Source organism: Massilia arenae (assembly GCF_008014745.1).
Classification (GTDB): Bacteria; Pseudomonadota; Gammaproteobacteria; order Burkholderiales; family Burkholderiaceae_D; genus Telluria; species Telluria arenae.
Genome location: NZ_VPFD01000018.1, coordinates 36720 through 61990, shown reverse-complemented (window position 1 = coordinate 61990; position 25271 = coordinate 36720). Strand labels below are relative to the sequence as shown.

General features: G+C 60.9%; 20 protein-coding genes and 1 pseudogene. 8 read left to right on the top strand and 13 right to left on the bottom strand.

The features are described 5' to 3' along the window. The first annotated feature begins 25 nt into the window (after positions 1 to 25). From FVD38_RS27225 to FVD38_RS16990, 4 genes and pseudogenes are all read left to right on the top strand, one after another. A complete protein-coding gene (locus FVD38_RS27225; RefSeq protein WP_229493747.1) occupies positions 26 to 241 on the top strand; it encodes a hypothetical protein in 216 nt (71 codons plus the stop codon). After that, positions 186 to 1336: pseudogene (gene tnpC / locus FVD38_RS27095) on the top strand (IS66 family transposase); the annotation flags it as partial. The gene FVD38_RS27225 and the pseudogene tnpC, both read left to right, overlap by 56 nt. A gap of 390 nt (positions 1337 to 1726) precedes the next feature. After that, a complete protein-coding gene (locus FVD38_RS16995; RefSeq protein WP_147935911.1) occupies positions 1727 to 2347 on the top strand; it encodes a c-type cytochrome in 621 nt (206 codons plus the stop codon). A gap of 84 nt (positions 2348 to 2431) precedes the next feature. Next, the gene (locus FVD38_RS16990) at positions 2432 to 2995 is read left to right on the top strand and encodes a DUF305 domain-containing protein (protein ID WP_147935910.1); all 564 of its coding nucleotides are present in this window, start codon (positions 2432 to 2434) and stop codon (positions 2993 to 2995) included. 306 nt (positions 2996 to 3301) lie between these two features. Here the strand turns inward: FVD38_RS16990 and FVD38_RS16985 are convergent, their stop codons facing one another. The 6 genes from FVD38_RS16985 to FVD38_RS16960 all read right to left on the bottom strand — a co-directional run bounded on the left by FVD38_RS16985 (position 3302) and on the right by FVD38_RS16960 (position 12413). Continuing rightward, positions 3302 to 5104, bottom strand: a complete 1803-nt coding sequence (locus FVD38_RS16985) for a 2Fe-2S iron-sulfur cluster-binding protein (protein WP_147935909.1) — start codon at positions 5102 to 5104, stop codon at positions 3302 to 3304. Beyond that, a complete protein-coding gene (locus tag FVD38_RS16980; RefSeq protein ID WP_147935908.1) occupies positions 5101 to 5793 on the bottom strand; it encodes a PepSY domain-containing protein in 693 nt (230 codons plus the stop codon). The genes FVD38_RS16985 and FVD38_RS16980 overlap by 4 nt, the downstream gene beginning before the upstream one ends. 102 nt (positions 5794 to 5895) lie before the next feature. Continuing rightward, positions 5896 to 8604, bottom strand: a complete 2709-nt coding sequence (locus FVD38_RS16975; RefSeq protein WP_147935907.1) for a TonB-dependent receptor — start codon at positions 8602 to 8604, stop codon at positions 5896 to 5898. A 290-nt stretch (positions 8605 to 8894) separates the two neighbouring features. Beyond that, positions 8895 to 9224: a four-helix bundle copper-binding protein gene (locus FVD38_RS16970; protein ID WP_187271628.1), complete on the bottom strand. Its 330-nt coding sequence runs from the start codon at positions 9222 to 9224 to the stop codon at positions 8895 to 8897. An 85-nt stretch (positions 9225 to 9309) separates the two neighbouring features. Further along, positions 9310 to 10050: a copper resistance protein B gene (locus FVD38_RS16965; RefSeq protein WP_229493742.1), complete on the bottom strand. Its 741-nt coding sequence runs from the start codon at positions 10048 to 10050 to the stop codon at positions 9310 to 9312. A 497-nt stretch (positions 10051 to 10547) separates the two neighbouring features. Continuing rightward, positions 10548 to 12413 carry a copper resistance system multicopper oxidase gene (locus FVD38_RS16960; protein WP_147935905.1) on the bottom strand — a complete coding sequence of 622 codons (1866 nt, stop codon included), beginning with the start codon at positions 12411 to 12413 and terminating at the stop codon, positions 10548 to 10550. 50 nt (positions 12414 to 12463) lie between these two features. On the opposite strand from FVD38_RS16960, the gene FVD38_RS26535 reads away from it, so the two are divergent. Continuing rightward, positions 12464 to 12601 carry a hypothetical protein gene (locus FVD38_RS26535; protein ID WP_187271627.1) on the top strand — a complete coding sequence of 46 codons (138 nt, stop codon included), beginning with the start codon at positions 12464 to 12466 and terminating at the stop codon, positions 12599 to 12601. A 705-nt stretch (positions 12602 to 13306) separates the two neighbouring features. Here FVD38_RS26535 and FVD38_RS16955 read toward each other — a convergent pair. From FVD38_RS16955 to FVD38_RS27220, 7 genes are all read right to left on the bottom strand, one after another. Continuing rightward, a complete protein-coding gene (locus tag FVD38_RS16955; protein ID WP_147935904.1) occupies positions 13307 to 13732 on the bottom strand; it encodes a copper-binding protein in 426 nt (141 codons plus the stop codon). A gap of 58 nt (positions 13733 to 13790) precedes the next feature. Continuing rightward, positions 13791 to 16967 carry an efflux RND transporter permease subunit gene (locus tag FVD38_RS16950; RefSeq protein WP_147935903.1) on the bottom strand — a complete coding sequence of 1059 codons (3177 nt, stop codon included), beginning with the start codon at positions 16965 to 16967 and terminating at the stop codon, positions 13791 to 13793. Next, positions 16964 to 18559 carry an efflux RND transporter periplasmic adaptor subunit gene (locus tag FVD38_RS16945; protein ID WP_147935902.1) on the bottom strand — a complete coding sequence of 532 codons (1596 nt, stop codon included), beginning with the start codon at positions 18557 to 18559 and terminating at the stop codon, positions 16964 to 16966. Before FVD38_RS16945 ends, FVD38_RS16950 begins: the two co-directional genes overlap by 4 nt. Further along, on the bottom strand, positions 18556 to 19890 hold the full coding sequence (locus FVD38_RS16940) for a TolC family protein (protein ID WP_147935901.1): 1335 nt from the start codon (positions 19888 to 19890) through the stop codon (positions 18556 to 18558). The genes FVD38_RS16945 and FVD38_RS16940 overlap by 4 nt, the downstream gene beginning before the upstream one ends. Positions 19891 to 19966: 76 nt before the next feature. After that, complete coding sequence (locus FVD38_RS16935) at positions 19967 to 20377, bottom strand: hypothetical protein (RefSeq protein ID WP_147935900.1); 411 nt, start codon at positions 20375 to 20377, stop codon at positions 19967 to 19969. A gap of 134 nt (positions 20378 to 20511) precedes the next feature. Next, positions 20512 to 21627 carry an acyltransferase family protein gene (locus FVD38_RS16930; protein ID WP_147935899.1) on the bottom strand — a complete coding sequence of 372 codons (1116 nt, stop codon included), beginning with the start codon at positions 21625 to 21627 and terminating at the stop codon, positions 20512 to 20514. Positions 21628 to 21797: 170 nt separating this feature from the next. Beyond that, a complete protein-coding gene (locus FVD38_RS27220; RefSeq protein ID WP_222706935.1) occupies positions 21798 to 22058 on the bottom strand; it encodes a helix-turn-helix domain-containing protein in 261 nt (86 codons plus the stop codon). 48 nt (positions 22059 to 22106) lie between these two features. Here FVD38_RS27220 and FVD38_RS16920 point away from each other — a divergent pair, with 48 nt between their 5' ends. The 3 genes from FVD38_RS16920 to FVD38_RS16910 all read left to right on the top strand — a co-directional run bounded on the left by FVD38_RS16920 (position 22107) and on the right by FVD38_RS16910 (position 25017). Then, on the top strand, positions 22107 to 23345 hold the full coding sequence (locus tag FVD38_RS16920) for a hypothetical protein (RefSeq protein WP_222706934.1): 1239 nt from the start codon (positions 22107 to 22109) through the stop codon (positions 23343 to 23345). A gap of 423 nt (positions 23346 to 23768) precedes the next feature. Further along, a complete protein-coding gene (locus FVD38_RS16915) occupies positions 23769 to 24209 on the top strand; it encodes a phosphohydrolase (RefSeq protein WP_308616958.1) in 441 nt (146 codons plus the stop codon). Then, positions 24202 to 25017, top strand: a complete 816-nt coding sequence (locus FVD38_RS16910) for an SIR2 family NAD-dependent protein deacylase (RefSeq protein ID WP_147935897.1) — start codon at positions 24202 to 24204, stop codon at positions 25015 to 25017. Before FVD38_RS16915 ends, FVD38_RS16910 begins: the two co-directional genes overlap by 8 nt. Positions 25018 to 25271 lie beyond the last annotated feature (254 nt).

Here is a 25271-nt window from a genome sequence, read left to right as displayed (position 1 = left end):
CAGTGGTCCGCGTAAACTTCGACACATGCTCAACGCCGTCTTCCTGCCCGACGATATCGCTGCCTTGCAAGCCATGCTGCGGGCAAGCGAAGTCCGGGCGGCACAAAGCGTAGCTCGTGCGGCGCATCTGGGCGCCGAGCTGTCGACGCGCACCGCCGAGATCGAGCATCTGAAGCTGGTGCTGGCCAAGCTGCGGCGGCAACTTGAAACACCTGGGCGAAGACGTGTCGACGCAGCTTGAATACGTGCCAGCCGGCTTCCGCGTAATTCGCCATGTACGTCCCACACTGGCCTGCGCCTGCTGCGATGCGATCGTACAGGCGCCGGTGGCCTGCCGGGCCATCGAGTGCGGCCTGGCCGGCCCTGGCTTGCTGACCCACGTGCTGGTGGCGTAGTTTGCCGACCATCTGCCGCTGTACCGCCAAAGCGTGATCTACGCCTCGCGAAGGGGTCGAGCTCGAACGCAGCCTATTGGCCAGCCGGGTCGGCGCCGCTGGCACGCTGCTGCGTCCCCTGGTCGATACACTGCGCCGCCACGTCTTCGCCGCAACGAAACTGCATGCTGACACGCCGCTGCCGGTGCTCGCTCCAGGCAACGGCAAGACCCGCACGGCGCGCCTGTAACCCTATGTGCGCGACGACCGCACCAGCGGCGATGCTGACCCGCCAGCGGTGTGGTTCGCTTACTCGCCCGGCCGCAAGGAAGAGCATCCGCAAGGTCACCTGGCCGATTCCACGGCGTGCTCCAGGCCGATGCCTATACCGGCTTCAATGCCGTGTACGACACTGGCCGCGTCCGCGAAGCTGCGTGCTGGGCACACGCACGCCGCAAATTTATGACTCGCACGTGGCACGGCTGAGATCGCTCATCACCGAGGCGCTGCGCCGGATCGGCGAGCTGATGCCGTCGAGGAGAATACCCGAGACAAGCCGCCGGACGAACGACGTGCCGCACGCCAGTTGCACGCGAAACCGCTGCTCGACCACCTGGAACGCTTCCTGCACGTCACACTCTCAACGCTGTCGCATAAATCCGATACGGCAGCGACAATCCTCTATGCCCTCAAGCTCTGGCCGGCGCTCACCCGGTATGTCGACGGTGGCCACATCGAGATCGCCAACTCGGCCGCCGAGCGGGCGCTACGCGTGTCGCGCTGGCCGGCGCAACTTCCTGTTTGCCGACGCCGACAGCGGCGGCGAACGCGCCGCTGCCATATATGGGCTGATTGGTACGTCCAAGCTGAACGGGATCGACCCCGAAGCCTGGGTGCGTCATGTGCTGACGCATATCGCCGATCATCCTGTCAATCGGGTCGGCGACTTCCTGCCCTGGAACTGCGTCGCCATGCCCGCCGGCTGCCCTCCGCTTCCCAGCGGCGTAGAAAGCCTCATCGCAATTTTGCTCTCGATGCTCGAGACGGCGCTTAGAGGACGATTATGCACAATGCGCAAGACGCAAAATGTCATTCGCGAACAGTGCGGCCTGGGTGCAGAAGTTCTGTTAAGGTTGCCATTACCGCAACAATGTGCAGTGCGCGGCCCCGATGCCTGTTTTCTGAACAGGCGCCGCGCTTCGGACGGCAGCCGATACTGTGCGGGGAAGCGGACACGCATCCGCGACCTCAAGGCATTCCACAACTTCGATATGACCAGATGCGACGGTCTGGACGTATGGGCGCGCCTGCTATTGGTTCGACCTCCCAAGAAAATTGCCTAGGAGAGAAGAATGAAAGCTTCTGGTAAGGAAATTTTGACGACTTCCCTTGTCCCAATCGCAGTCCTGGTCGTTGTTGCTGCCGCCGTCCTATGGTCGGGTGCCTATAGTTTTGCAGCAGACGTGCGCCACTCAAGGTCAGTGCTTTCCATGATCGAGTTTGCCCGCGATCGTTCAATAAGCGTCCGTGCCGATGACATCAAGGTGCCGCCACTTGGAGAGCAGGAGCTGGTCACCAAGGGGGCGGGTAATTATGAGGCGATGTGTGCGCAGTGTCACCAAGCACCGGGAAAAGGGCCTACGGAACTCAGTCGGGGCCTATATCCGTCGCCGCCTAACTTGGTGCGCCATCCCGTCGAGCCGGCCGCTGCGTTCTGGATCATCAAGCATGGTATCAAGGCGTCCGGCATGCCGGCATGGGGAAAAAGCATGCAGGACCGCGATATCTGGAGCCTGGTGGCCTTCTTGCAGAGGCTTCCGTCGATGGACCAGGCTGCGTATCGTAAGCTTGTCGAGCAAAGCGGTGGGCATTCGCATGGAAGCGCGTCGAGCGCTCGGCGCGACGACGGTTCGGCGATGCAAGGTGCCGGACATGGGCCGAATGAACAGAGCGAAGGCGTGCATGCGCATTAAACGACGCGGCATCGAGCTGGCCGGGCCGGGCCCGGCCGCCAGGATTACAGCAAATCAGGAATCACATTGACATCAGGAGGCTTTATGGACAAGCAAGGGCACGATATGCACATGGGAATGGGTTGGGGAAAATTTGCGGCAATGATCGTCACCTCAGTGGTCATCATGTTCTTCCTGATGTATCAGCTGGTGTACGTGTTCGATCATGTCTTTTTCGCCGTCAACCGGCTGGTCGCGTCTCTGGTGATGGGCTGTGTCATGACCGTCGTGATGCTGGGTTTTATGTGGTCGATGTACAAAGGCACACGTACCAAAATCACGGTCGTGGTGGCGGCGGCTATCGCAGGCATTGCATTGCTTGCTGCGAATCGGGGCCAGGTTTTCATCGATGATGTGAAGTTCATGAAGTCGATGATTCCCCACCATTCGATTGCCATCAACAACGCTCGCAAGGCAAGCATCAGCGACCCGCGCGTGCGCAAGCTGGCGGACAGCATCATTGCTTCCCAAGTCAGGGAGATCGCTGAAATGAAATTGCTCATCCAGGATATCGAGAGCAAGGGAAAGCGTGGCAACACCGTGCTGCCCGCCCGCTCCACCGAGCTGACACCCGACATGGAGCGGCAAATCAGGGAAGATGTGCAATAGGGCGCAGGCGTTCATGCAGGTCCGGCCAGATGGCAGGTTTGTCAGATCAGCGCGACACCACTGCTCGACGATCTGGATCGATGGCTGGGCGCCTCACTCAAGTAATTCTCGCGCAAGTCCGATTCCGCCGCACCGCTCCACTATTTCATGGTGACGCCCCCTCGGTCCAAGTGGTTGCTCGCCACATCCACTTTGGCGCATGGATGCCGTTACCGGTGGGGGCGTCCATCCTATTGCTCTTAAGCCGTTGTGTCCCTATTGGGGATGATGCGACGGTTTTAAGGTAGGCACAGTCAACACGAACACTCAAATTTTGAAGTCGTCGTAGGCCACTCGTGCGTCTTCGACGCCTAGTCCTCGAAGCATTTCACGAGTCGCAGAAAGCATCGCCGGCGGACCGCAGACATAAAATTCCAGCGAATCTACATTCGGGTGCGTGCGCAAAAGACCCGTCAGCACCGCCTCGTGCACTAGTCCATTCTGGATGCCAGGCTCGTCGCTTTCTCCCGACAACACCAGATTCCAATCGAAGTTCGGATACTTCAAAGCGAACTCCCGCATCTCTTCCACATAAGGAGCATCGCGGCGGCTGCGTGCGCCGTACCAGAAGTGCAGTGGCTCCGTTGCGCCCTTTGCCAGCAGCTCATGGATCATTGCGCGCAACGGCGCCATGCCGGCACCACCACCAATGAACACCTTCTCGCGCGCGCCTTCCTTGAGGGCGAAGTCACCAAACGGGCCGCTGAAATGGACTTCATCGCCGACCTTCAGCGTGTACATGTAACCCGATCCCCTGCCCGGCTTCGGACCAGGTACGAAGCGGACCAGGAAAGTCAGTTGCCCGTCGCAGCGCTCGAGCGGCACTGCCACCGAATACGAACGGCGAACCGGCGCATCGTTCGCGAGCGCTGCCAGAGTGCCCACTGTCCGCCAGTCCTCATGATGGTCCTCGGGAATCTCGAGATGGGTGGCATCGCGCTCATACACGGGAACATGGACCTGGACGTATGCCCCCGGACGACACGCGACCGGCGCGTTCGGGCGCACCGTTATCTCACGCAGGAAGGGCGACAGGGGTTTGACGCTGGTGACGACCCCTGCCCGCTCGTCGGCCAGGGCCGTGGCATCCCCAACGTCGATGTCGAGGCTGCGCTTCACTGGCAGGTTGCAGGCCAGACGGTAACCCGCCTCGAGTTTAGCGGGCGACAGCAGCGCGCGGTCGGCGCCTGTCGGTGCGGGTACATTTCCGACGCACCGGACTTCGCACAGGCCACAGCTTTGTCCGCCGCCGCAATTGGACGGCAACTGCAGGCCGGAACGGGCAAGCGCCTGGAACACCGTGTCGCCCTGTACAGCATCGATCGAACGCTGCGGCCTCCCGCTAGTGGCGACCAGGTTCACGGTCCGGCTTCGACGCCAGCGGCTGGGGATGAACTCTGCCAGGCGGACGCTCACGAACAGCAGCCATACGCCCGTCAAGGCCATCCACAAGCCGCCGATCGCGCTCGCGACCAGCAAGGGATTGTTGAAGTTTGTCCGCTCGCTGTAATCCATGATGTGGAGCATCCAGAACAGGTCGAAGAGGCGCCAGGTACTGTTCCGATGTTCGAGCACGGCGCCCGACCTGCTCGACACATAGACCGACGTCTCGTCGGCATCATCGAAGTCGATGCGCCAGACCGGTTCCTTATGGCTGCGGGCTTCCAGCGTATACGAAAGAAGCCGAGGCGCGCCGGCTTTGCCGGGGCCGGAGTAAGACGCCCGCGCGATCTTTGCGGCGAGCTGTGCGTCGACTACGATGGCGGCTCCGTCGCTCGCGCTCACCAGCCAGCTGCGCTTGTCGTTTTGCAGGCGGTAGACCGGCTGGTCGAGCACCCAGCCTGAACCGATGGTCATGATGTTTTCTTTGGTGGCAGCCAGCACCGCGTCCGTGCTCATGACATCGCGCGGCCATGCCGGCGGCGCCGGCGGCTTGACGCGAAATTCGCGTCCGGCGACTTTGTCCGCCTCGAGCAGGCTCATCATGACCCCGCTGGACATCCACAGGACGAACTGAATCGCCAGGATCAGTCCCACCCACTTGTGGAGGCGTCGCATCCAGTGACTCATACCGCCTTCCTCCGCGTGAAACTGTAGAAGAGCAGCCAGGCTCCACTCAGCGCGAACGCCAGCCCGGAGATCGAGGCGACGCGCAGGAGCGTGTTGTTCACGTTCTCTCGTTCTTCATAGTCCATGATGTGGAACATCCACAGGAAATCGAACCACCTCCAGAGTTCATGGCGCCGCGCGACGAGGTCACCGGTAAAAGGCGAAAAATACAGCGTCGTCTTGCCCGGCTCGTCGTAATGGACCGCCCACAGGGGCACAGGTCGTGCACCGACTTCCTGGGGTGCCTTGGTGACCCACTCCACGCCGCGGATGCTGCCTTCGCCGACATAGGCCGCATCGGCGAGCGCGACGATGTCCTCCCGGCCGAGCGGGCTGAGCTTTTTGCCGTCGGCGGCGTCCACCAGGGTGGTCTGCTGGCCCTGCTTGATTTCATAGGCTTCCTTCCCGAGCAGGCTCTTCATGCGGAGGGAGGTAATGCCAGGGTAGAGCTCGTGCAGGCGTGCCTGCGTGATGCGGGTTGCCGACGGGTTGAGCCGTTCAGTGGGGACGTGCGCCAGATGGTCGCCGTGGACGACCTCGAGCGGGACGACGACCATGTACAGGCCACTGATCATCCAGAGCAGTGCCTGCACCCCAATGACAAGTCCGATCCATTTATGGGCGCGTCGCACCCAGAAGGCTAATTGCATAGTGTTCGTGTTTGAGTTGTGTTACCCGGCAGGGCAGACTGTCCACCGCGCGGCCGCCGCGCATTATGCACGCGCAGCGGCCTGCGTGGTGTCACCCAGTGCCTAGAACTTGTAGCCGAGGCGAACGTGCCAGCGGCGGCCAAGCAGGTCGTAGGTCATCGTGTCGGTGTTTCCGTCTGTCCAGCTCTGGATATACGGAGGGCGCTTGTCGAACAGGTTGTCGATGCCGACCGACAGGGCAATCGCCTTATTGAATGCATATTTCAGGCTGGCGTTGTGGTAGGCGATGCTCGGCGCGCGGGAGCCGATATCGCTTGGGGCAGCGTTGATGTCGTCAGCCTTGCCGATGTACTGGACCGTGTAAGACCCCGACCACGGGCCGTTCGACGTGGTCAAGGACGCTGTCGACCGCCATTTAGCGTAGCTGCCGCGGCCGCCAGTTATCTTGCCGGCATACTCGATGACCTCGCCGCCAGGGAACGGCGTCACGTCGAACTCGCTAAGACGGGAAACGTCCGCCGTAACTGACGACGACCACCCGAACAGGTTGAAGTCATACATGGCGCCAAGGTCAATCCCGGCGACGCGCTGCTGTGCCGCATTCTCGGGCTGGGACGACAGGAAGTTGATTTCACCCGTACGCGGATCGCGCGTAAAGCTCTGCGGCCCGCAGAAGATGTGTGCCAGCCCCGGGGAGTTGTAGCAGACCGAGAGTTTGGTCGAGCCGGGGACGGTTTCGATCGCGTTGTTGATCTTGATATTGAAATAGTCGAGCGTCAGGGTCAATGCCTTGGACGGCGTCCAGACGGCGCCGACGGTGAACGTGTCCGCCTCTTCCGGTTTCAGGTTCTGGTTGCCACCGCCTGTCGTCAGGATCGACGGTCCGAATTGCCTGAATCCGGCAGGCAGGCCGGACGCCTGGCAGTTCTTGTAGACCGCGGAGTTCGCATCTAACGTATTCCAGTTGTTGCATGGATCGGTCGTCGTCAGGTTACCCTCGGAGACACCGCCGAAGAGTTCAGGGACATTCGGCACGCGGAATGCGGTCGAGCGGTTAGCGCGCATTTTCAACGTCGGGATGACCTGCCAGTCGAGACCGAGCTTGTAGGTGGCCTGCGACCCGAACAGGCTGTAGTCGGAGTACCGCGCCGCGGCGTTCAGGGTCAGGGAATCGACCAGGGGCAGCTTGGCCAGCAAGGGGACGGCCAGCTCTGCGAAGACCTCGCGCGCGCTGTACTCGCCGGCGATCGCATCCTGGGCAGGCGTATTGGCGGCGCCCGACACGATCAGGGCGTCCGGGTCACGCCATCCGCGCTCCTGCCGGTACTCGAAGCCGGATGCAAAACCGACCGGCCCCGCTGGCAACGAGAACACCTCGCCACTGATGCTTGCATTGAAGCTCTTCTGGTCGTTCCCACCATGGTCGCGGGTCGTAAAGTGGATGTATTCGAGCACCGCCGGGCTGAGGTTGCCGTAGCCAAGATAGTTGCCGCATGGGGCTGCGGCCGGCCCCCTGCCGCAGGTTGCGGCGTTGAGGGTCGCGTCGACGCGATCGAGGTTGATGATGTTCGTCATCCCGTCAACGCCGGTGTTTCGTCCCCAGTTAATGGACGCGGACCAGTCCCATTTCTCTCCGATCTCACCTTTCAGGCCGGCAAGCACCCGGAAGGTGTTCGTCTCCTGGAAGAAGTAGCGCGGGCCAACTTCGGCCACGCGGCGGCGCTCCAGCGTCAGGTTCTGCCCGGTCGGATTGGTGGGATGGTTTGCAGCGATTTCAATCGGCCGATAAACACCAATCGCGCCGGGCGTTGCAAGCTGCCTGGACTGGCGGTTGGTGAACATGAGCTCAGTGAACAGGTCGACCTTGTCGTTCAAGCGCACGTTGCCGAAGGCGCTGGCGCCGACGCGCTTGATCGGGTTCACCGCATTGAGGAACGGGTTGCTGTTATAGGCGTGCCTGGCCGCGCTGTAGGCCTCGAAACCGCGCGGATTGCCGCTGGGGTCCTGGTTGAAGTTCACCCGGCGGCCATCCGCCAGCCGCGCACGCCCGCCGATGGTGGACGAACTGCCCGAACACACCAGCTCTCCCTCGTCCTCGAAAAGTGAGCAAGGCGCGCGCGAGGCAAGGTTGACCGCTTCGCTCTCGGAATAGTTCAGGGATGCCATCAGCGAACCGCGCTCGCTCCTGGTTCCCCAGACGACGTCCGCCGACTTCTCGGCGCCGTCGCCGCGCTCGGTCTTCCCGTAGCGCACCGAGGCTTCGACGCCGTCGAAGGCCTTTTTGGTGATGATGTTGACGACGCCGGCCACCGCATCGGCGCCGTAGATGGCCGAGGCGCCGTCTTTCAGGACCTCGATCCGTTCGATCATCGCCACCGGAATCATGTTCAGGTCGACCGAGCTGTTCGCCCCCGTCCCGCCGGACACGACCCGGCGCCCGTTCAGGAGTACCAATGTCCGGTCGATTCCCAGGCCGCGCAGGTTGACCTGGGTGGTGCCGTAGCCGTTGCTGGTCCAGTACGCACTGGTCTGGCTGCCCGCCGTGCCGGCAGAGGACGGAAGCCGCTGCAAAAGTGTTTCGATCGAGATCGCACCGGAGCGCTGGATGGTTTCCGCATCGATCACGGTGACGGGACCCACCCCGGAGACTTGTTCCTGCCGTAGGTTGATACGGCTCCCGGTGACCTGGACGCGCTGCATTCCTGCCGGTTCAGCGGTATCGCCTGTGGCTGGCTGTTGTGCATATGCGCTCTGCTGCAGAACAATCATTGCAAGCGCGGCAGTCGTTCTTGGGACGTACTTGTAAGCCATTTACCCTCCGGGTTTATTTTTGTAGGAGCTATTGAACTGAAGCTGACACATTTCCGAGGCTGCGGGACCAAGCCGGAGCGGGAGAACCGACAGCCAACATGTCTATACATATTGCCGCCTTTCCAATGTAGCCAGAAGTCTACACGTTGGCAATAAAAATGTGTTTTTACAACACCCGGCCATACAAGATTCTTTTGCGCGCAAAAAGGCCGACGCATATTCGCGTCATGCATTAGTGTGAAGAAGCGCTTAACGACTGCCGAGGACAGCGGCAGTCGCCTCGCTTCAACTCAAGCGGATGCCATCTGACGGCACTCGGCGGCACACTTGCGGCATGCGGCAGCGCATTCCTGGCAATGCTGCATTTGATGCTTGCCGCACTCTTCCGCACACATGTCACAAAGCGACACGCACGCCTCGCAAACAAGCTTTGCAGCTTCGCTGCCCCTTGCCATCATTGCCGCAGCCAACCGGCACAGCTGCGCGCAATCGATGTCCAGGGCGATACAGCGCGCCATCATCTTTACGTCATCCTCCTGCAGACACGCTGCCGCACACATGTCGCATGCGTTAGCACAATCGTTGCACGCTTCAATACAGCTCTCGTAGTGTTGATGCATGATGCTCTCCTAAAAAAAGTTGGTTTCAGTGTCGCCCACAGGACATCCCTTTCCCTGGGCTGCTAACGCCTCACCCTATATAGACTCAAAACCACAGCCGCAGTCCAGCTACTGCCTGCGTCTGGCTACGTTGGCCGCCGCGCAAACGCGTGTAGTCGGCGGTTTCCCCGAACTGCCGGCCCCAGGTAACACCGATGTAAGGCGCAAATTTGCGCGTTATTTCGTACCGAAGTCGCAGTCCGAAGCCGAGATCGGAAAGGCCTTTTCCAGTGCCCCGCTCGGGATCGGCCCGGCTGTACAGGTTTGCACCCAACTCTGGTTCGAGAATCACCCTGGAAGTGAACAAGATCTCGTACTTCACCGCAAAGCGCGCCGCAAGCTCGCCTCCGGACCGCCAATACGCTGTCGCCTCGGTCTCGAACCAGTACGGCGCGAGGCCCTGCACCCCGAAGGCGAGCCAGTCCCTTCCGCCGCCTTCGCCGGCGTCGTGCCGTATGCCCAGCTGGGTGCTCCAGAACGGCGCGAATGCGCGGTCCCAGAGCAGTTCGGTACGGGCCGCTTCGAGCGCCCCGCCGCGGCGCTCGCCTTCGAGCTTCACCCAAGCCTTGTTGTAGTCGTTGCCGTACCACGCCTCGACTTCCAGGTTTTGGCCGCGTTCGCCATCGCCTTTCGCCACCTCAGCCTTGTCGACCAGCACTTTCCCGAACGGGGCGTTGTCGTGCATCTCGTGGTTGCCGAAATTGGCGTGCCGCGCCCCTTCGTTGTAGGCGTTCGGATCGCGCGCATCTGGAGGAGGCTTACCTCCCTGCATCGGTCCCATCATCATGCCGTGCCCACCCATGGGCGCAGCATTCGCCGCTGGAGCCGGTTGCCCAGTCTGGCCAGCACTGGCACCATGCCCCATCGCCGAGTGATCCATGCCAGGCATGTGGACGGGGGCGGCACTGGGCTTGGCGGCCGGCGCACTTTGTGGCTGCGTACCGTGGCCTGCATGCCCGGCATCGTGTGTTTGGGGTTCCACTTTCTGGACTGAGGTTATCGCCTGCGGCGCCGGGGCCGGGCTCCCGTGACCGGCGTGACCAGCTTCTACGGCTTTTGGTGACGCCGGGGCGGTGGGCGCCTGCTGCGATGGCGTTGCACTCGATTGCGCCGGTGGTGCGTGCCCCATCTTCGAATGGTCCATCGTCGACATGTCCTGTCCCGTGACAGGCTGGGACGGCTGGTGGTGTTGTCCCGATGGCGGCGTAGTCTGCGCCATTGCATTCGCTGACAGTAGACCAGCCAGGACAAGGACGGCGGGCATTGACTTCATCGTAGGAGTCCTCATGATACGACCACCTCCCTGAACATTCCGGCTTCCATGTGGTACATCAGGTGACAGTGGAAGGCCCAGTGGCCACGTGCGTCGGCCGTGACGCGGTAAGCGATCCGTTGGGCCGGCTGCACGTTGATCGTGTGCTTCCGGACCTGGAACTCGCCGTTTTCGGACTCCAGGTCGCTCCACATGCCATGCAGATGAATCGGGTGATTCATCATCGTGTCGTTGACGAGGACGATGCGCAGCCGTTCGCCATACCGGAAATGGATCGGCAGAGCCTCGGAGAATTTCTGGCCGTCGAACGACCACATGAACCGCTCCATGTTGCCGGTAAGGTGAAGCTCGATCTCGCGTGTCGGCTCCCGTGGATCGACCGTCCCGCCTACCGTCCGCAAGTCTGCATAGGTCAGGACACGGCGGCCATTTCCGCGCAGGTTGACGCCCGGGTCATCGAGGTTGGTGCGCGGCATATCGACGTGCATGTCGACGCCTGGTCCATATTCCGTGCGGGCATGGGTGACCTTGGGAGGCTGGACAGGCTTGGCGGGCGAGGACATCTGCGCGTGCGCGGCATGAGCGTCAGCTGGGGCAGCGGCTTGTTGCGTATGACCCTGATGGGATGACGCGGCGGCCGCTCGCGCGGGGGATGACGAGCCGCCGCCCGTCGCCTGTGCATCCGTTCCATGCCCGCCATGCCCACCGCCGTGCATGCCAGACATGGTCATCGCACCCATCATGTCCGTCATGGTCAGCCACTGCGCTTCGTCCACGGCAGGAACAGGAGCCTGCATGCCCGCTCGTGGCGCGAGCGTCGCGCGCACGAACCCCGAACGTCCTATCGACTGAGCGAACACCGTGTACGCCTTTTCTTCGCTCGGTTCGACAATGACATCGTAGGTTTCCGCGACCGAGATGCGTATCTCGTCTACGGTGACGGGCTCCACATCCTGGCCATCGGCAGAGATGACCGTCATCTTCAGGCCCGGGATACGTAGGTCGAAGATGGTCGTCGCCGCGCCGTTGATCAAACGCAGGCGGACCTTCTCGCCCGGGCGGAACAGGCCGGTCCAGTTCATCTCCGCCGTGGCGCCGTTGATCAGGTACCGAAGCGCTCCGCTGATGTTCCTGCTTGCCGTCACATCGCTGAAGTCGTTGGGCATCATGCGCATCTGGTTCCACATCTTGCGCTTGTCGACCGCTGCGGAAAACCCCATCGTTTGCACGTCACGCACGAATTCGCCGAAGGTCGGCTGCTTGTTGTTGAAGAAGTCGCTCATCTTCTTCAGGTTCGCCAGCACACGCTCGGGCTTCTCGTCGGTCCAGTCCGAAAGCATCACCACGTAGTCGCGGTCTGCAGCTACGCGCTCCCCTCCCTTCGGGATCACGACGATCGGACCGTACAGGCCGGTCTGCTCCTGGAACGCGGAGTGACTGTGGTACCAATAGGTGCCGCTCTGCTTGACGTCAAACCGGTACGTGAACGTCTGGCCGGGCTCGATGCCGGCGAAACTCAGTCCCGGCACACCATCCATCTCGGCTGGGAGGAGGATGCCGTGCCAGTGGATCGAACTGACCGTTGGGAGCCGGTTGGTGACCCGGATCGTCACGGTGTCGCCTTCGGTCCAGTAGAGCGTCGGCGCAGGAAGCTGGCCATTGACCACCGTGGCAATGCGGTCGGCGCCGGTGAAGTTAACAGCTGCGGGCCCGATCTCCAGGTCGAAATTGCTGCCGCGCAGGACCCGGCGGTCCTCCTGGGCAGCGAACAGTGCGCCCGGACTCAAACCTGCAAGCCCAGCCACAGCACCGAGGCCCTGCAGGAAGCGGCGGCGCCAACTGCTGACGCCCGCTTCAGATACATCTACATACTTCATATGGTCCTCCGATACGAATTGAAAGTTCTGGCGCAGCGGGTGCCAGACCAATGCCTACGCTCCCGGCGCGTGCGCAGGCCAGGTTCGCAGCCGACTCGGCAGGCACCGCGCGCTGCTGGTGGAACAAAGCCGCAGGGCCGCGCGCCGCCCTATGGGTCAAGGACGCACAGGCGCGCAGCAAGGGCTGAGCAGCAGGTTCAGGAAACGTTCGCCGGCACTAGCCGCGAAGAGTCGTCACGCCCGGTTGGCGTGAGAAGACGAGGTGGGCGTTCGATGCGGGCGGGGATATGCCCGGTAAAAGAGGATGGGGAGAGTTGCTGAAGTCCGTTGGCCGGTTCTTCCACTGCGGTCACAAGGGCCACGGGGGGCGGCGCGCATGCGCCAATGCTGCAGCCCGCGCAGGTACCACAACTGGACCGCTCATGCGCATCCGTGCTTGTAGACGCGCAGTCTCCATCAGGTGAAGAAGCGCCCTGCGCCGCCGCGGCGACATGTTCGTGAGTGACCGCCTGACTGCCGGCGTCTGCGGCGGCAACCGCCAATGGCGCATCCGGCTCGGTACTGGAGACGACTGAAGCATGGTGAGACATGCCGCACGCGAACCTCGCTACTCCCGCAATGCCCTGCACTGGTAAGGAAACGATTAGTAGGCACAAGAAAAATGATCGTAGCCTGCTGCACATATGGACAATGTAGCATGCTTGCAGCGACAAGCGCACACACTAGAAAGTTGAAACGAACTTGATGCAGACACCCGGCTCTGTACGGTGCTGCGCGCAGCGCGGCAGATTGTCATGTCCGGACGCGATGACATGCCAGAGCCGCGACCGCGGCTGCCCCAGCTTGTCACTGCGCTCGATGACTTGGTACGAGCATGAACGGTCGTACGCGCGTTATTTGACAGATGAGATGATGTAGTTCGACCCTTGCTGGGTGAACTCCACGTCAACCTTCTTGCCGACTGCCAGCTTTTGGAGCAATGACTTGTCCTTGACGCCGAAGCTCATCGTCATTGGCGGCCAGTTGAGCGTCTTGACCTGGTCATGTGCAAGCGTCACTTTGCCGTTGGCCTGATCCAGCGCCTTCACTACGCCTGACGTTTTATGCACTGCCCCTTTTTTTGGCGTGCCCTGGACTTTGCTATCGGACGTCTTCTCCTTCGTCATGCGCTTGCATGCCGACATATCCATGCCCTTCATATCCTTCATGTCCATGCAGCCTTGTTTCATGTCCATACCCTTCATATCACTTGCCTGGCCGAAGGCAGCGCCGGGAATGGTCAATGCAGCGATAAGGGACAGCGGGGCGAAACGTTTCATGAGATTCTCCTCAAGGTGGCTAAAGCAGAGTTTTTCGTCCGTGACCGGACGACATCGTTCATGTGCTTTCATAACTGACCTCGTTGCGTGAAGGTTTCGGGATATCCTCTTGTCGCAGCTCCCGACGGCGCATCAACATATAAACGACCGGAACCACAAACATCGACAGCAAGGGCGCGGACAGCATCCCGCCAACCATTGGCGCCGCAATACGCTGCATGATTTCGGAACCGGTGCCGTGGGCGATCATGATGGGGACCAGGCCCGCGATGATTACCGCGACGGTCATGGCTTTTGGCCTCACGCGTTGAACCGCTCCCTCCTGAATGGCATCCAACAGATCGGCTTCGGATGACTTCCCGGCAGCCAGGCGGGCTTCCCAGGCATGCTTCAGGTAGAGCAGCATGATCACCCCGAACTCGGCCGCTACGCCGGCAAGTGCAATGAAGCCGACCGCGCTGGCGACCGACAGGTGGTGTCCGAGCATCCAGAGAAGCCAGATACCGCCGGCCAGTGCGAACGGCAAGGTGGCCATGATCAGGATTGCCTCGTCGAAGCGCTTGAATGTCAGGTAGAGGAGGATGAAAATCACCAGGAGCGTTGCCGGCACGACGATCTTGAGCTTCGCACTGGCGCGTTCCAGGTATTCAAACTGACCTGACCAGGAAATCGAGTAACCCGGTTGCAGCTTGACCTCCTTTGCGACAGCCTGCTGCATGTCGCGTACCACCGAGTTCATGTCGCGTCCCCGGATGTCGACGTACACCCACCCGGACAGGCGCGCGTTTTCACTCCGGAGCATGGGTGGGCCGTCATTGATGCGAACTGCCGCCACATCACCCAGGCGAATCTGTGCCCCGCGTGGCGTCAGGACGGGCAATTGCCGCAGGTTTTCGATTGAACCACGGATTTCGCGCGGATAGCGAACGTTGATCGGGAAGCGCTGCAGGCCTTCGACAGTCTCGCCGATGTTGTCGCCCCCAATCGCTGCCGACACGATGCTCTGCACGTCGGCGATATTCAAGCCGTACCGGGCTGCCTGGTCGCGGTTGATGTCGACGTCGACATAACGTCCCCCATTGAGACGTTCAGCGAGTGCCGAAGACACGCCGGGCACCGTCTTGACGATCCGTTCGATTTCTCCAGCAACGCGATCGATCTCCTGCAGGCTGGTACCGGCCACCTTGACGCCGACCGGACTCTTGATGCCGGTGGCCAGCATGTCGATGCGATTCCGGATGGGTGGTACCCAGATGTTGGAAAGCCCGGGCACCTTGACCACGCGGTCGAGTTCCTCGACCAGCTTATCCGTGGTCATGCCCGGCCGCCATTGATCCCTGGGCTTGAACTGGATCGTGGTCTCGAACATCTCCAGTGGCGCAGGATCGGTTGCCGTCTCGGCCCGTCCCGCTTTCCCGAAGACGCTTTGCACTTCCGGTACCGTTTTGATCAGGCGGTCGGTCTGCTGGAGCAGTTGCGACACCTTGCCCGCCGATAGCCCCGGTAGCGCCGAGGGCATGTACAGAAGGTCGCCTTCGTCGAGAGGCGGCATGAATTCTGCGCCGAGCCGGGTCATCGGCCAGATAGTGATGGCCGCAATCACGGCGGCAGCGACCAGCGTCGCCTTGGGAAAGCGCAGTACGCCATCGAGCAGGGGCCGGTAGACGGCGATCAGGAAGCGATTCAGCGGATTCTTGTGCTCCTCGGGAATACGCCCGCGGATCAGGTAACCCATCAATACCGGAATCAAGGTCACGGCCAGACCTGCAGCCGCTGCCATGGAGTAGGTCTTCGTGAACGCGAGCGGCGAGAACAGGCGTCCTTCCTGCGCCTCCAATGTGAACACCGGAATAAACGATAGCACGATGATCAGCAGCGAGAAGAACAGCGCTGGGCCGACTTCCGCTGCGGCGTCTCCAATGACCCGCCAGCGAGCCTCCCCTTCCAGCTTCGCTCCCGGATGGGCGTGATCCCATGCTTCGATATGCTTGTGCGCGTTCTCGATCATGACCACGGCGGCGTCCACCATCGCCCCGACCGCAATCGCGATCCCGCCCAGCGACATGATGTTCGCGTTCACCCCTTGGTAGTGCATGACAATAAAGGCGACCAGAATACCGATCGGCAGTGTGACGATCGCGACCAGCGCCGAGCGCAGATGAAAGAGGAAGATTGCGCACACAATCGCAACGACGACAAATTCCTCGACCAGCTTGTCGCGCAGATTGTCTACCGCCCCCCTGATCAGGTGCGATCGGTCATAAGTGGGAACGATCTCCACTCCAGGCGGCAGACCTGGCTTGAGGGTCGCCAGTTTGGCTTTCACCGCATCAATGGTTTCCAGTGCATTTTTCCCTGAGCGCATGACGATGATGCCGCCTGCAACCTCGCCTTCGCCGTTGAGCTCGGAGATGCCGCGTCGCATTTCCGGACCCAGCTGGATTCGCGCTACGTCACCGAGCCGCACAGGAATACCGGCCTCGGAGGTCATCAGGGGAATCTTGCGGAAGTCGTCGAGCGATTGGAGATAACCGCTCGAACGTACCATGTATTCAGCTTCGCCCAGCTCGAGCACCGAACCACCGGCTTCCTGATTGGCCTTCTGCACCGCCTCGATCACCACGTTATGCGCGATGTTGTAGGCCCGCAGCTTCGCAGGATCGAGCACGATCTGATACTGCCGCACCATGCCGCCCAGGCTTGCGACCTCTGACACGTTGGGTACGGTCTTCAATTCGTACTTGAGGAACCAGTCCTGGAGCGCACGCAGCTGCGAGAGGTCCATCTTGCCGCTGCGGTCGACCAGCGCATATTCATAGACCCATCCGACGCCGCTCGCGTCCGGTCCGAGTGCGGGCTTCGCTTGCGTCGGGAGCCGCGACTGGACCTGGTTCAGGTATTCCAGCACGCGCGAACGTGCCCAGTACGGATCGGTCCCGTCCTCGAACAGGATGTAGACGAAGGAGTCGCCGAAGAACGAATAACCGCGCACGGTCTTCGCCCCGGGAACCGACAGCATGGTGGTCGTCAGTGGATAGGTGACCTGGTTCTCGACGATCTGCGGCGCCTGGCCGGGCCAGGTGGTGCGGATGATGACCTGCACGTCGGACAGGTCGGGAAGCGCGTCGAGCGGGGTCCGCTGGAGGGACCAGATGCCCCATGCGGTCATGCCTGCCGTAGCCAGAAGCACCAGGAAGCGGTTGGCGATCGACCAGCGGATCAGTCGGGTGATCATTTCCAGCCTTTCTTCTCCCCGGGCGTCCGGGTGATGTTGATGATCTCGTACTCGCCTTCGCCGCTTTGCCGGAACTCGAACGTCACCGGGTCTCCGACAGCGAACTCGCCCGGCAATCCGCCGGCACGCAGCTTGAAGCCCATCGTCATCGGTGGCCATTGCAGGCTTGGAATCGGCCCGTGCGAGAGTACGATTTCGTCCTTGTCGATGCTCTCGACCTTGCCTTCGCCGCGATGGCGTCCGGCCCCCGTATCTGCGCCCGTACCCGCAACCGTATCGGCCGGTCGGGGTTGCACGCCTTGCGGGGCCTGCGAGACTTGATCAGCTTTCGGGGGCTCGGCCAGGCGAGTCGCGGTTCCGCGCAGACTTGCTTCCGAATCGATCAGGAACTGGCCTGAGACCACCACTTTTTGTCCTGCCGCGAGCCCACGGCGGATCTCGGTCTTGCCATCGCCCTCGGTGCCGGGTTCGACCTCCACCGGCGCAAACTTGCCCTCCCCGAGCGCCACCATCACGACACTGCGCTGTCCCGTCCGGATGACTGCTTCGGTCGGTACGAGCAGCGTGTCCGTGCCCGCGGCCGGCGTGAAGCGCACGGTCGCGAACATGCCCGGCACGAGCCGCTGCCCCGGATTCTCTAGTTCGACTCGCGCGCGCAGGGTTCGGGTTGCCGGATCGACTTCCGGCAGGATCGCGCTGACCCGGCCATTCAGCACGGTGCCAGGCGAGGATGGGGTGCGCGCCTCTACGAGGGTGCCGGGGCGCACCTGCGCCGCGGCCGCTTCCGGCACTTCCGCGTTGACCCAGACGGTGCCCAGTCCATTGATCCGAAACATCGGTGCGCCGACGGCGACCGTCGTTCCCTCGCGTACCGACAGCTCGGACACGACGCCGCCGACCGGGGCGTTGATCGTCACGCGCGGCTGCACCTTCCCGCCGGCGTCGACAGCTCGGATCTGGGCGTCGGTCATGCCTGCAAGGCGCATGCGCTGCCGGGCGCCATCCAACAGGCCATCAAGGCCGTTCCCGGGCATGCGCTTCACCGCCAGGAATTCCTCTTGCGCCGCGACCCAGTCCGGCACATACACCGCCGCCAGCGGCTGGCCCTTTTTTACAGGGTCGAGCGGCGCCCGCACGAACAGCCGCTCGACGAAGCCGGCGCTGCGCGCCTGCACCAGCGCGACGTCGCGCTCGTTGTATGCGACAGTGCCGACGGCTTCGACGCTCATGGTCAGCTTGCCCCGCGTGACATCGGCGGTGCGCATCCCGAGATTCTGTTCCACCACCGGACTGATCGAGACCTTGCCCTCGTCCGCAGGCGCATCGGCGTACACGGGAACGAGCTGCATGTCCATGAAAGGAGACTTGCCTGGCTTATCGAATTTCTGCCCCGGCACCATCGGGTCATGCCAGTACAGCACCTTCCTTCCGGTCGCCGGATCGAGCGCGCCGCCCGCACCTGCGTGCGCCGCCGGGGCTGCTCCGGCCGTGGCTTCCATTCCCTTGTTCATCCCGAGGCGATAGACGCCATACCCCCCTGCCCCGACGACGAGCACCGCCAGCAGGGCAATCGCCATGGTTTTCCTGTTCATTGCTGCCTCCTGTCGGTACCCGGGTTAGCATTGTGTTGTCTGCCCGCAGGGACCAGGAACCGGAGCTGTGCCCAGAGACGGCCAGTGTCCGCCTCCAGCTGCAGCACCTGCAAGCGCGCATCGAGTTCACTGCGCCGCGCCGCGAGCACGTCGGCGAGCGACATCTTGCCTCCGCGGTATTGCGCGACAGCTGACGTGGTCCGTGAGCGTGCCAGCGGAAGCAGGTCCTGCTCTAGGCGCGTCTGGCGCTCCCGGTTACTCTGCCACTCATTGAGCATGGCCCCCACCTCGGCTACGTGCGCGCGCAGCGCATCCTCGCTTTCGGCCTTCGCCTGCTCGAGCTGTGCCAGCCGTGCCGATACCTCCCTGTCCTGCCGGTTACTTTGATTCCACTGCAAGGGAACGGACAAACCGACAGACAGCATGTTCGAGTACGCGTGTCCGCGCTGCTGGAATGCGACTTCGACGCTCCAGTCTGGCTTTTTGTCGGCCCGTGCCAGCGCCGCCTCGGTTGCCGCAATGTCTTCCTGCTTGCGCAGGACGGCGATTTCCGGATGATGGCCGAGCTGGGTCTCCAGCGTCCCCGGATCGAGCGGAACGGCGTCAAGCACCGGCTTGCCTTCAAGGGGGAGCTGCGCGGCCTCGCCGATCCAGCGCGCGAGCGCCAGTTTGGCGTTGGCGACGCGCCGTCCCAGCTCGCGGGCGCGATCAGCCAGGGCCACCGCTTCGCCGCGGGCGGTGAAAATGTCGGCTTGTGCGCCGCGTCCGCCACGGTATGCAGCCTCGGCCGCCGCGACCTCCTGGCCCGCCTGCTGTTCCTGTTCGGCGACCAGCCCTGCCATCGCCTCAGCGTAATAGCGTTCCAGCCAGGCCACCGCCGTGTCGCGTTCGATCGCGGCGGCGGCCGCAGTCTTTTCCGCCGATGTCTTGTCGGCTTCGCGCTCAAAGCGCTCTGCGCGCAAGCGCCGCTTGTCGGCGCGCGTCAGGTCTTGCATGAGGCCGATGCGGCGCTGGGTCATGAAATCGCGCGTCGTGCTGAACCGGTCCGGTCCTTCGACCGGTACATTGTCGACGCCGACCTTCAGGACCGGGTCGGGCAATCGCTCGGCAGCGGCCGCCTGTTCTCGCGATGCAAGGACGGCGTAGTCCTTGGCGGCAAGAAGGCGGGAGCGTTCTACAGCGCGGAACTGCGCCTCCTGCAGTGTCAGCGGACTGTTGGCCGCGCCGGCACCGCCGCACAATGCGGAGATCAATGAGGCGAGTACGAGCCGTGCGCCGTGTCGACAGGCGCGATGACGCGCCAGCACGGGCGCGATGTATGGGATAAACATGGAACCTCCAAGGATGCAACGCACAACATCGCCAGTGCGCGAGGCACAGCGACGACAGACTTGGCAAGCAGGAGGATCAGATACGGAAACAGCAGTGGCGGATCGCCAGGGGCGGTGACGTTGTTCGCGTCAGGAAAGGAGGATTAGCGGGGGTGGAGTCTGGTCGGTAAGCGACGTCCAGCGGCAGCAGCGGCAAGCCGAAACCGACGGCCAGGAACGGTTGCAGTGGTGGCACCCCTGGCTTGTCGAGCGATTGGTTGTCCGCTTGGTGGTAGGCGTGGCAAAGGCTGGGCTGCACCAGGTCCATCTCGTGGCAGGCCGGCATCTCGTCTGGCGGCACGTAGGCCGACATGCGCGCGACTTCGCTTTCATGCTGCACGCTCAGCGCCGGGCAGGCGTACGCCGCCACAGCAAGCTGCATGAACAGGATGCTGAAAAGGGTGATCGTCGCAGCGAATAGCCGCGATGGACGAGAGAGGTTCTTCATGATTAAGTGGGATGCTACAAGTGGCGTCCGTTGTTGTCAACGACGCCACTTGTCCTGCAGTTCCCTGCCCTGGCTATGCGGCGGCGCCGGAAATCAAACCCGGACGGCGCCGCTCCGGAATCGTAACGTCGTCTTCAGCCATTCCCGGACCTGATAGGTCCTGGCTTCAAACGGCAGGTGAAACAGGAAGGCGCCGACGACGAGCCCAACATACAGGAGCAGATACACCAACAAATGCAGCGGCCGGTGAGGATCGAGCTTGGCGTTGCCAAGGACGGGCGCTGCAAGGTGCAGCATCGCCCCATCAGTGGAATGTGCAGGACATACAGCGTAAACGAGAACTCCGAAAAGAATCGCCCGACGCGGTTGACCCACTCGTTAGCTCGCGTACGTGCCCACGTGACTTGCATGCTCGACAGAAACAGCACGAAGACCATGCTGAATAACAGGTACTGGACAAAGCTGTCCACACTGATGTCGCTCTTCCCTTTCAGGCGGATAGCGGCAGCCGCGCCGATGAGTCCAAGAAATAAGGTCCAGCGCAGGAACGGGCCACATTCGATCCGCACGCGTGAGAATGCTGCACCCAGCAGCCAGATCGAAAAGTACAGCAGGATTGCGCTGTTCAGCAGTTGTACGATAGCGGCAACCGTCAACAGGATCAGGACCCGGCGCCACGTGGACCGGGTACGAAATAGCATGACGAGTAGAGGAAACAGCACGTAATACCAAGTCTCGTTCGCTAGGCTCCACAACGGAAAATTACCTCCAAACTCAGGCACCAGAATATTTTGCAGTCCAAGCAGGTTTCCGATCAACGCAGTAACCGAGTACGCATTGTCCGGCGCGAATGACAGCTTCGATGGATCGAGTGCGCCTGTGGCCAGGCCGAACAGCAACATGACGCCAAAGGTCGGTATCAGCACGATCCATAATCGAGTCACCCGATCGATGGCGTAATTCGAGATGGCGTTATCGGTGTCGAGGCGGTTGAGCAGACTGCCCCCGACCAGCCAGCCGCTGAGAACGAAGAACACGATCACCGCCAGATACGCGAACCCGCTGGCGAAGGCAAGCGCCTGGAAGGCGAGCGAAGGGTCCTGGACAGTGCTGAAGCCGGGGTAGACCTGAGCGCGCAGGTGCGCGGCCGCGACCTGTAGCGCGGCAGCTCCCCGGAGAAGCGAGATGAGCATGGAATGCCACTGGTCTTCGGACAGGTTTGATCGTTGGAGCAAGGTGATCTTTGGCACGGATGGGCCTTTGGGAAAGGTCGAGGTTCATCGCATCCTAAATCACAGGAAAACTTACCTACCTGATAACGAACAAGCTCAGCGGATTGAGCTGTTCTGAAATCGGCGCCCGCGATACCGCTGCGCAATGGCTGGCTTCTGCAGCATTGAGCTCAACGAGTTGGTTTCGACTAAGACAAAAGGACTTTGGCCTCAGTTAGCTCAACCAAACGGCTTGGCGCTACCCCGAGTGCAGCTGCGAACCTAAAAATCATCCGAATGGTTGGCTGGTTCACACCTCGCTCAACCATGCTAACAAAAGAGCGATCAACTCCAGCTGCAAGGGCTAACTGTTCTTGCGTTAGGCCCGCTTCTGTACGAACTACTCGCAATACTTTTCCAAATGCTAGCCCAGGATCCAACTGAGATCTCCCAACAAAGGGAGAAAGCATGTCCTTCCGGCATCACTTAGTCTTCGGAGTATACTCAGAATTTACAACTTGACTCATAAAAGTTTCATCGAAGAAATTTTTGCCTGTCCGAAAAATTACATCATCATGACCATCGCCCGATCGCCACTTCTTTGTTTTTTTACCAATGATGACTACATCAACGAATTATGCCTAGCTTACTGGTCTTTGAACGAGCACGGAAAATGGTGTTCTAGCCTTGCCCAGCTAACAATACAGACCCGAAAGAGCCGGGCAGCTCTGCATTCCCTCACAAAAGAAAACAGCTCTGCTTATATTCTTTATTTACGTTGCGAGGAATGCACAAACCCTATACAGGTCACCAGTCGCACGCATTTTGAATCAGTGACGCGAGTAGCGAAAAGAAATAGGCAGTATCGCTGCGACAACTGCATTGATAGACAAGCAGTAAAACAAAGCAAACCGCCCGAATTGCCCCTCGATCAGGTATCAGAAGCATCTTCTCAAAAGGTTCGTACTGTCATTGATTACAATCAGCTAGATTATACTAACGCATTTCTGCTATACAGCCTCCTCTCGGCCGCTGGCGAGCAATGGAACAACAATACGATAGCTCCTATCAGTGCCCAAATCGGAACGCTAGCACCAACACCAAGTCTTACGACGGAGATATATCTCCACCTGCACAGCGAAAAAATAATCATCCCATCTCCGTCAAGCTGTAATCGTCCGTTTCCTAATATTGGAGACAACAGCTATCTCACATTTCTACCCAATGACGTAACATGGATACTAGTCCTTGACGAACGCAAAATGACCCCGGCGTCTTTAATGAACGCTCTCGAACTGATCATAGGAAAATTCGATCCTGCATCTGCTTCGGCCCTTTGGTACCTGATTGCAGAGGCGGAGTGTGAACGCTACTTCGGTGAACTTTGTGACCGCTACAGATTTAAAAGGCAAATGCTATACACGGAGAAGGTAGCCGGAGCAATTAGGTACTGTCTAGATCGGCTTTCATTGCCTCAGGTATGGAATATTCTATGGTGCACAATGCGAACCGTTGCAGCATTAGTGCAGGAAGGAACTTATTCTCACCCCCATGTGTACAACATGATCTCAACAATAATAATGCGTGATGTCGATCGCCGGATAGCAAATAATCAACAAATTCGCCCCTGGGGCCGACTACAACCACACAAGGAATCAGTAATTACGAGCGTCCTTTTCGACAAAGTTTTTCATACGGGCACGGCAGCTTTTGAACAAGTGAACGGTAAGAATTCATCTCTTTACCAGCAGCCGTAGAACGCTATCGCGAATTTAGCTAATTCTAATGTCGAGCCAAAAGCGATAACGATAGATTAAGCATCACCGACACGCGATACACTGGCGATGCTTGCAACCTTTAGGCCCACGTTTCGGCAAGTAGTTAGTAATGCGCAACGGGCTTTGTTCAATGCTAGCTCAAGGTTGACGATGTCCAGGAAGATCAAGCTGACGTGTCGCGGAAAATTTCAACCTATGCACATGTAGGTCAAAACAATCATGTAGATGTTGCATCTTCACAACACAAAGACCTGTACGCGATGCTAATGCGAAATGTTATACAAAATATTAAACATAACAATCTTGGCACCCAGCTTCGTCATAGGAGGCCTTGCAATTTGTTATAGTCTTTTGGGGGGATATAAGCATCCGCTGTCCGTCGCCCAGCACTCGATCGCGGTCATGCTGCTGCGCCGCGCCGCGGCGCCTTCCATCACGCCGCTGGAAGAATTGCGCGAGCTGCTGCACGACGCAGAGGAAGGCCTGCTCGGCTTCGATGCGATCTCGGTCATCAAGCCTTTCCTGGGCGACGCCTTCCGCGCGCTGACCAAGCGCCTGGAGCACATGGTCTTCCTGCGCTACGGCCTGCCGGCCTGGGACACGCGCGGCCACGCGGCGCACAAGCGCGCCGACCGCCTGGCCGCGGCAAGCGAGGCCGTGCACGTGGCCGGCTGGTCACGCGAGGAAGTGCGGCGCACCCTCAAGATCCGCGCCGAGGTGCTGGCCGAGGATCCGCTCGCCGCTCATTACGATTGCCGGCCGTGGGAGCCATGGCCGCCTGCCGTGGCCTGCGAGCGCTTCCTGGCCGAGCTCGAGCGGCTGAAGGCGAGTGCCCATGGATGAGATCGCGCGCGCCTGCGAACTGCTGCGGGAGGCCGACGGCCTTTTAATCGCTGCCGGCGCCGGCATCGGCGTCGATTCAGGCCTGCCTGATTTTCGCGGCAATACCGGCTTCTGGAAAGCCTATCCGCCACTGGCCGAACGCGGCCTGCCGTTTCGCGAGATGGCCAATCCGGCCAGTTTCGAACGAGATCCGCAGCTTGCCTGGGGCTTTTATGGCCACCGCCTCGACCTGTACCGGCGCACGCGTCCGCATGCGGGCTTCGCGATCCTGCGCGCGCTGGGCGAACGCATGCGGCACGGCAGCTTCGTCTTCACGAGCAATGTCGACGGCCAATTCCAGCGCGCGGGATTTGCGGCCGACAGAGTCGCCGAAATTCACGGCACCATCCACCACCTGCAATGCACTCGCCCCTGCTGCGACCTAACCTGGCCGGCGGACGACGTCGAGCCCGAGGTCGACCTGGCCCGCTGCGCGCTGTTGTCGCCGCTGCCGACCTGCCCACAATGCGGCGCCCTGGCCCGTCCCAACATCCTGATGTTCAACGACGTCGCCTGGGTCGACCTTCCCAGTGAGGCCCAGCTCGGTCGGCTGGCGCAGTGGCGCGCCGGGGTCGCCAAGCTGGCCGTGATCGAGCTCGGGGCCGGCACTGACCTGCCGTCGGTACGCCGCGTTACCGAGTCGCAGGGCGTGCACGCCATCCGCATCAATCCACGCGAACACCGGATCGTGCGTGGCGTTGGAATCCCGATGGGAGCACTCGCCGCGCTGCAGGGAATCGCTCAGGAAATGGAAATTGTGATCAAGTAATATTGAACACTAAGTGGCTGATTTTATTCAGCCTTTTGGACTATCCACAAGAATTGTGGATAAGTGTGTGGAAAAGCGCCACTTGACAAGCCGCAAGCGCAGTATCGATGCGGGTTTCAACAAAATGCCCGTTCTGAAGGCAAAAAAAACCTTCAATAAAATCAGTTACTTGCACGTGCACGACTTCCGCGCGTCCATGTCACATACGGCAAATTCCTACAAAAGCGGTGCACGGGGGATAAGTCGACAATTTA

Excerpts from the sequence above, each read along its gene's own strand:
- FVD38_RS27225 (WP_229493747.1), top strand. The coding sequence starts at position 26 with ATGCTCAACGCCGTCTTCCTGCCCGACGATATCGCTGCCTTGCAAGCC.
- FVD38_RS16995 (WP_147935911.1), top strand. The coding sequence starts at position 1,727 with ATGAAAGCTTCTGGTAAGGAAATTTTGACGACTTCCCTTGTCCCAATC.
- FVD38_RS16990 (WP_147935910.1), top strand. The coding sequence starts at position 2,432 with ATGGACAAGCAAGGGCACGATATGCACATGGGAATGGGTTGGGGAAAA.
- FVD38_RS16985 (WP_147935909.1), bottom strand. The coding sequence starts at position 5,104 with ATGAGTCACTGGATGCGACGCCTCCACAAGTGGGTGGGACTGATCCTG.
- FVD38_RS16980 (WP_147935908.1), bottom strand. The coding sequence starts at position 5,793 with ATGCAATTAGCCTTCTGGGTGCGACGCGCCCATAAATGGATCGGACTT.
- FVD38_RS16975 (WP_147935907.1), bottom strand. The coding sequence starts at position 8,604 with ATGGCTTACAAGTACGTCCCAAGAACGACTGCCGCGCTTGCAATGATT.
- FVD38_RS16970 (WP_187271628.1), bottom strand. The coding sequence starts at position 9,224 with ATGCATCAACACTACGAGAGCTGTATTGAAGCGTGCAACGATTGTGCT.
- FVD38_RS16965 (WP_229493742.1), bottom strand. The coding sequence starts at position 10,050 with ATGATGATGGGACCGATGCAGGGAGGTAAGCCTCCTCCAGATGCGCGC.
- FVD38_RS16960 (WP_147935905.1), bottom strand. The coding sequence starts at position 12,413 with ATGAAGTATGTAGATGTATCTGAAGCGGGCGTCAGCAGTTGGCGCCGC.
- FVD38_RS26535 (WP_187271627.1), top strand. The coding sequence starts at position 12,464 with ATGCCTACGCTCCCGGCGCGTGCGCAGGCCAGGTTCGCAGCCGACTCG.
- FVD38_RS16955 (WP_147935904.1), bottom strand. The coding sequence starts at position 13,732 with ATGAAACGTTTCGCCCCGCTGTCCCTTATCGCTGCATTGACCATTCCC.
- FVD38_RS16950 (WP_147935903.1), bottom strand. The coding sequence starts at position 16,967 with ATGATCACCCGACTGATCCGCTGGTCGATCGCCAACCGCTTCCTGGTG.
- FVD38_RS16945 (WP_147935902.1), bottom strand. The coding sequence starts at position 18,559 with ATGAACAGGAAAACCATGGCGATTGCCCTGCTGGCGGTGCTCGTCGTC.
- FVD38_RS16940 (WP_147935901.1), bottom strand. The coding sequence starts at position 19,890 with ATGTTTATCCCATACATCGCGCCCGTGCTGGCGCGTCATCGCGCCTGT.
- FVD38_RS16935 (WP_147935900.1), bottom strand. The coding sequence starts at position 20,377 with ATGAAGAACCTCTCTCGTCCATCGCGGCTATTCGCTGCGACGATCACC.
- FVD38_RS27220 (WP_222706935.1), bottom strand. The coding sequence starts at position 22,058 with ATGCTTTCTCCCTTTGTTGGGAGATCTCAGTTGGATCCTGGGCTAGCA.
- FVD38_RS16915 (WP_308616958.1), top strand. The coding sequence starts at position 23,769 with ATGCTGCTGCGCCGCGCCGCGGCGCCTTCCATCACGCCGCTGGAAGAA.
- FVD38_RS16910 (WP_147935897.1), top strand. The coding sequence starts at position 24,202 with ATGGATGAGATCGCGCGCGCCTGCGAACTGCTGCGGGAGGCCGACGGC.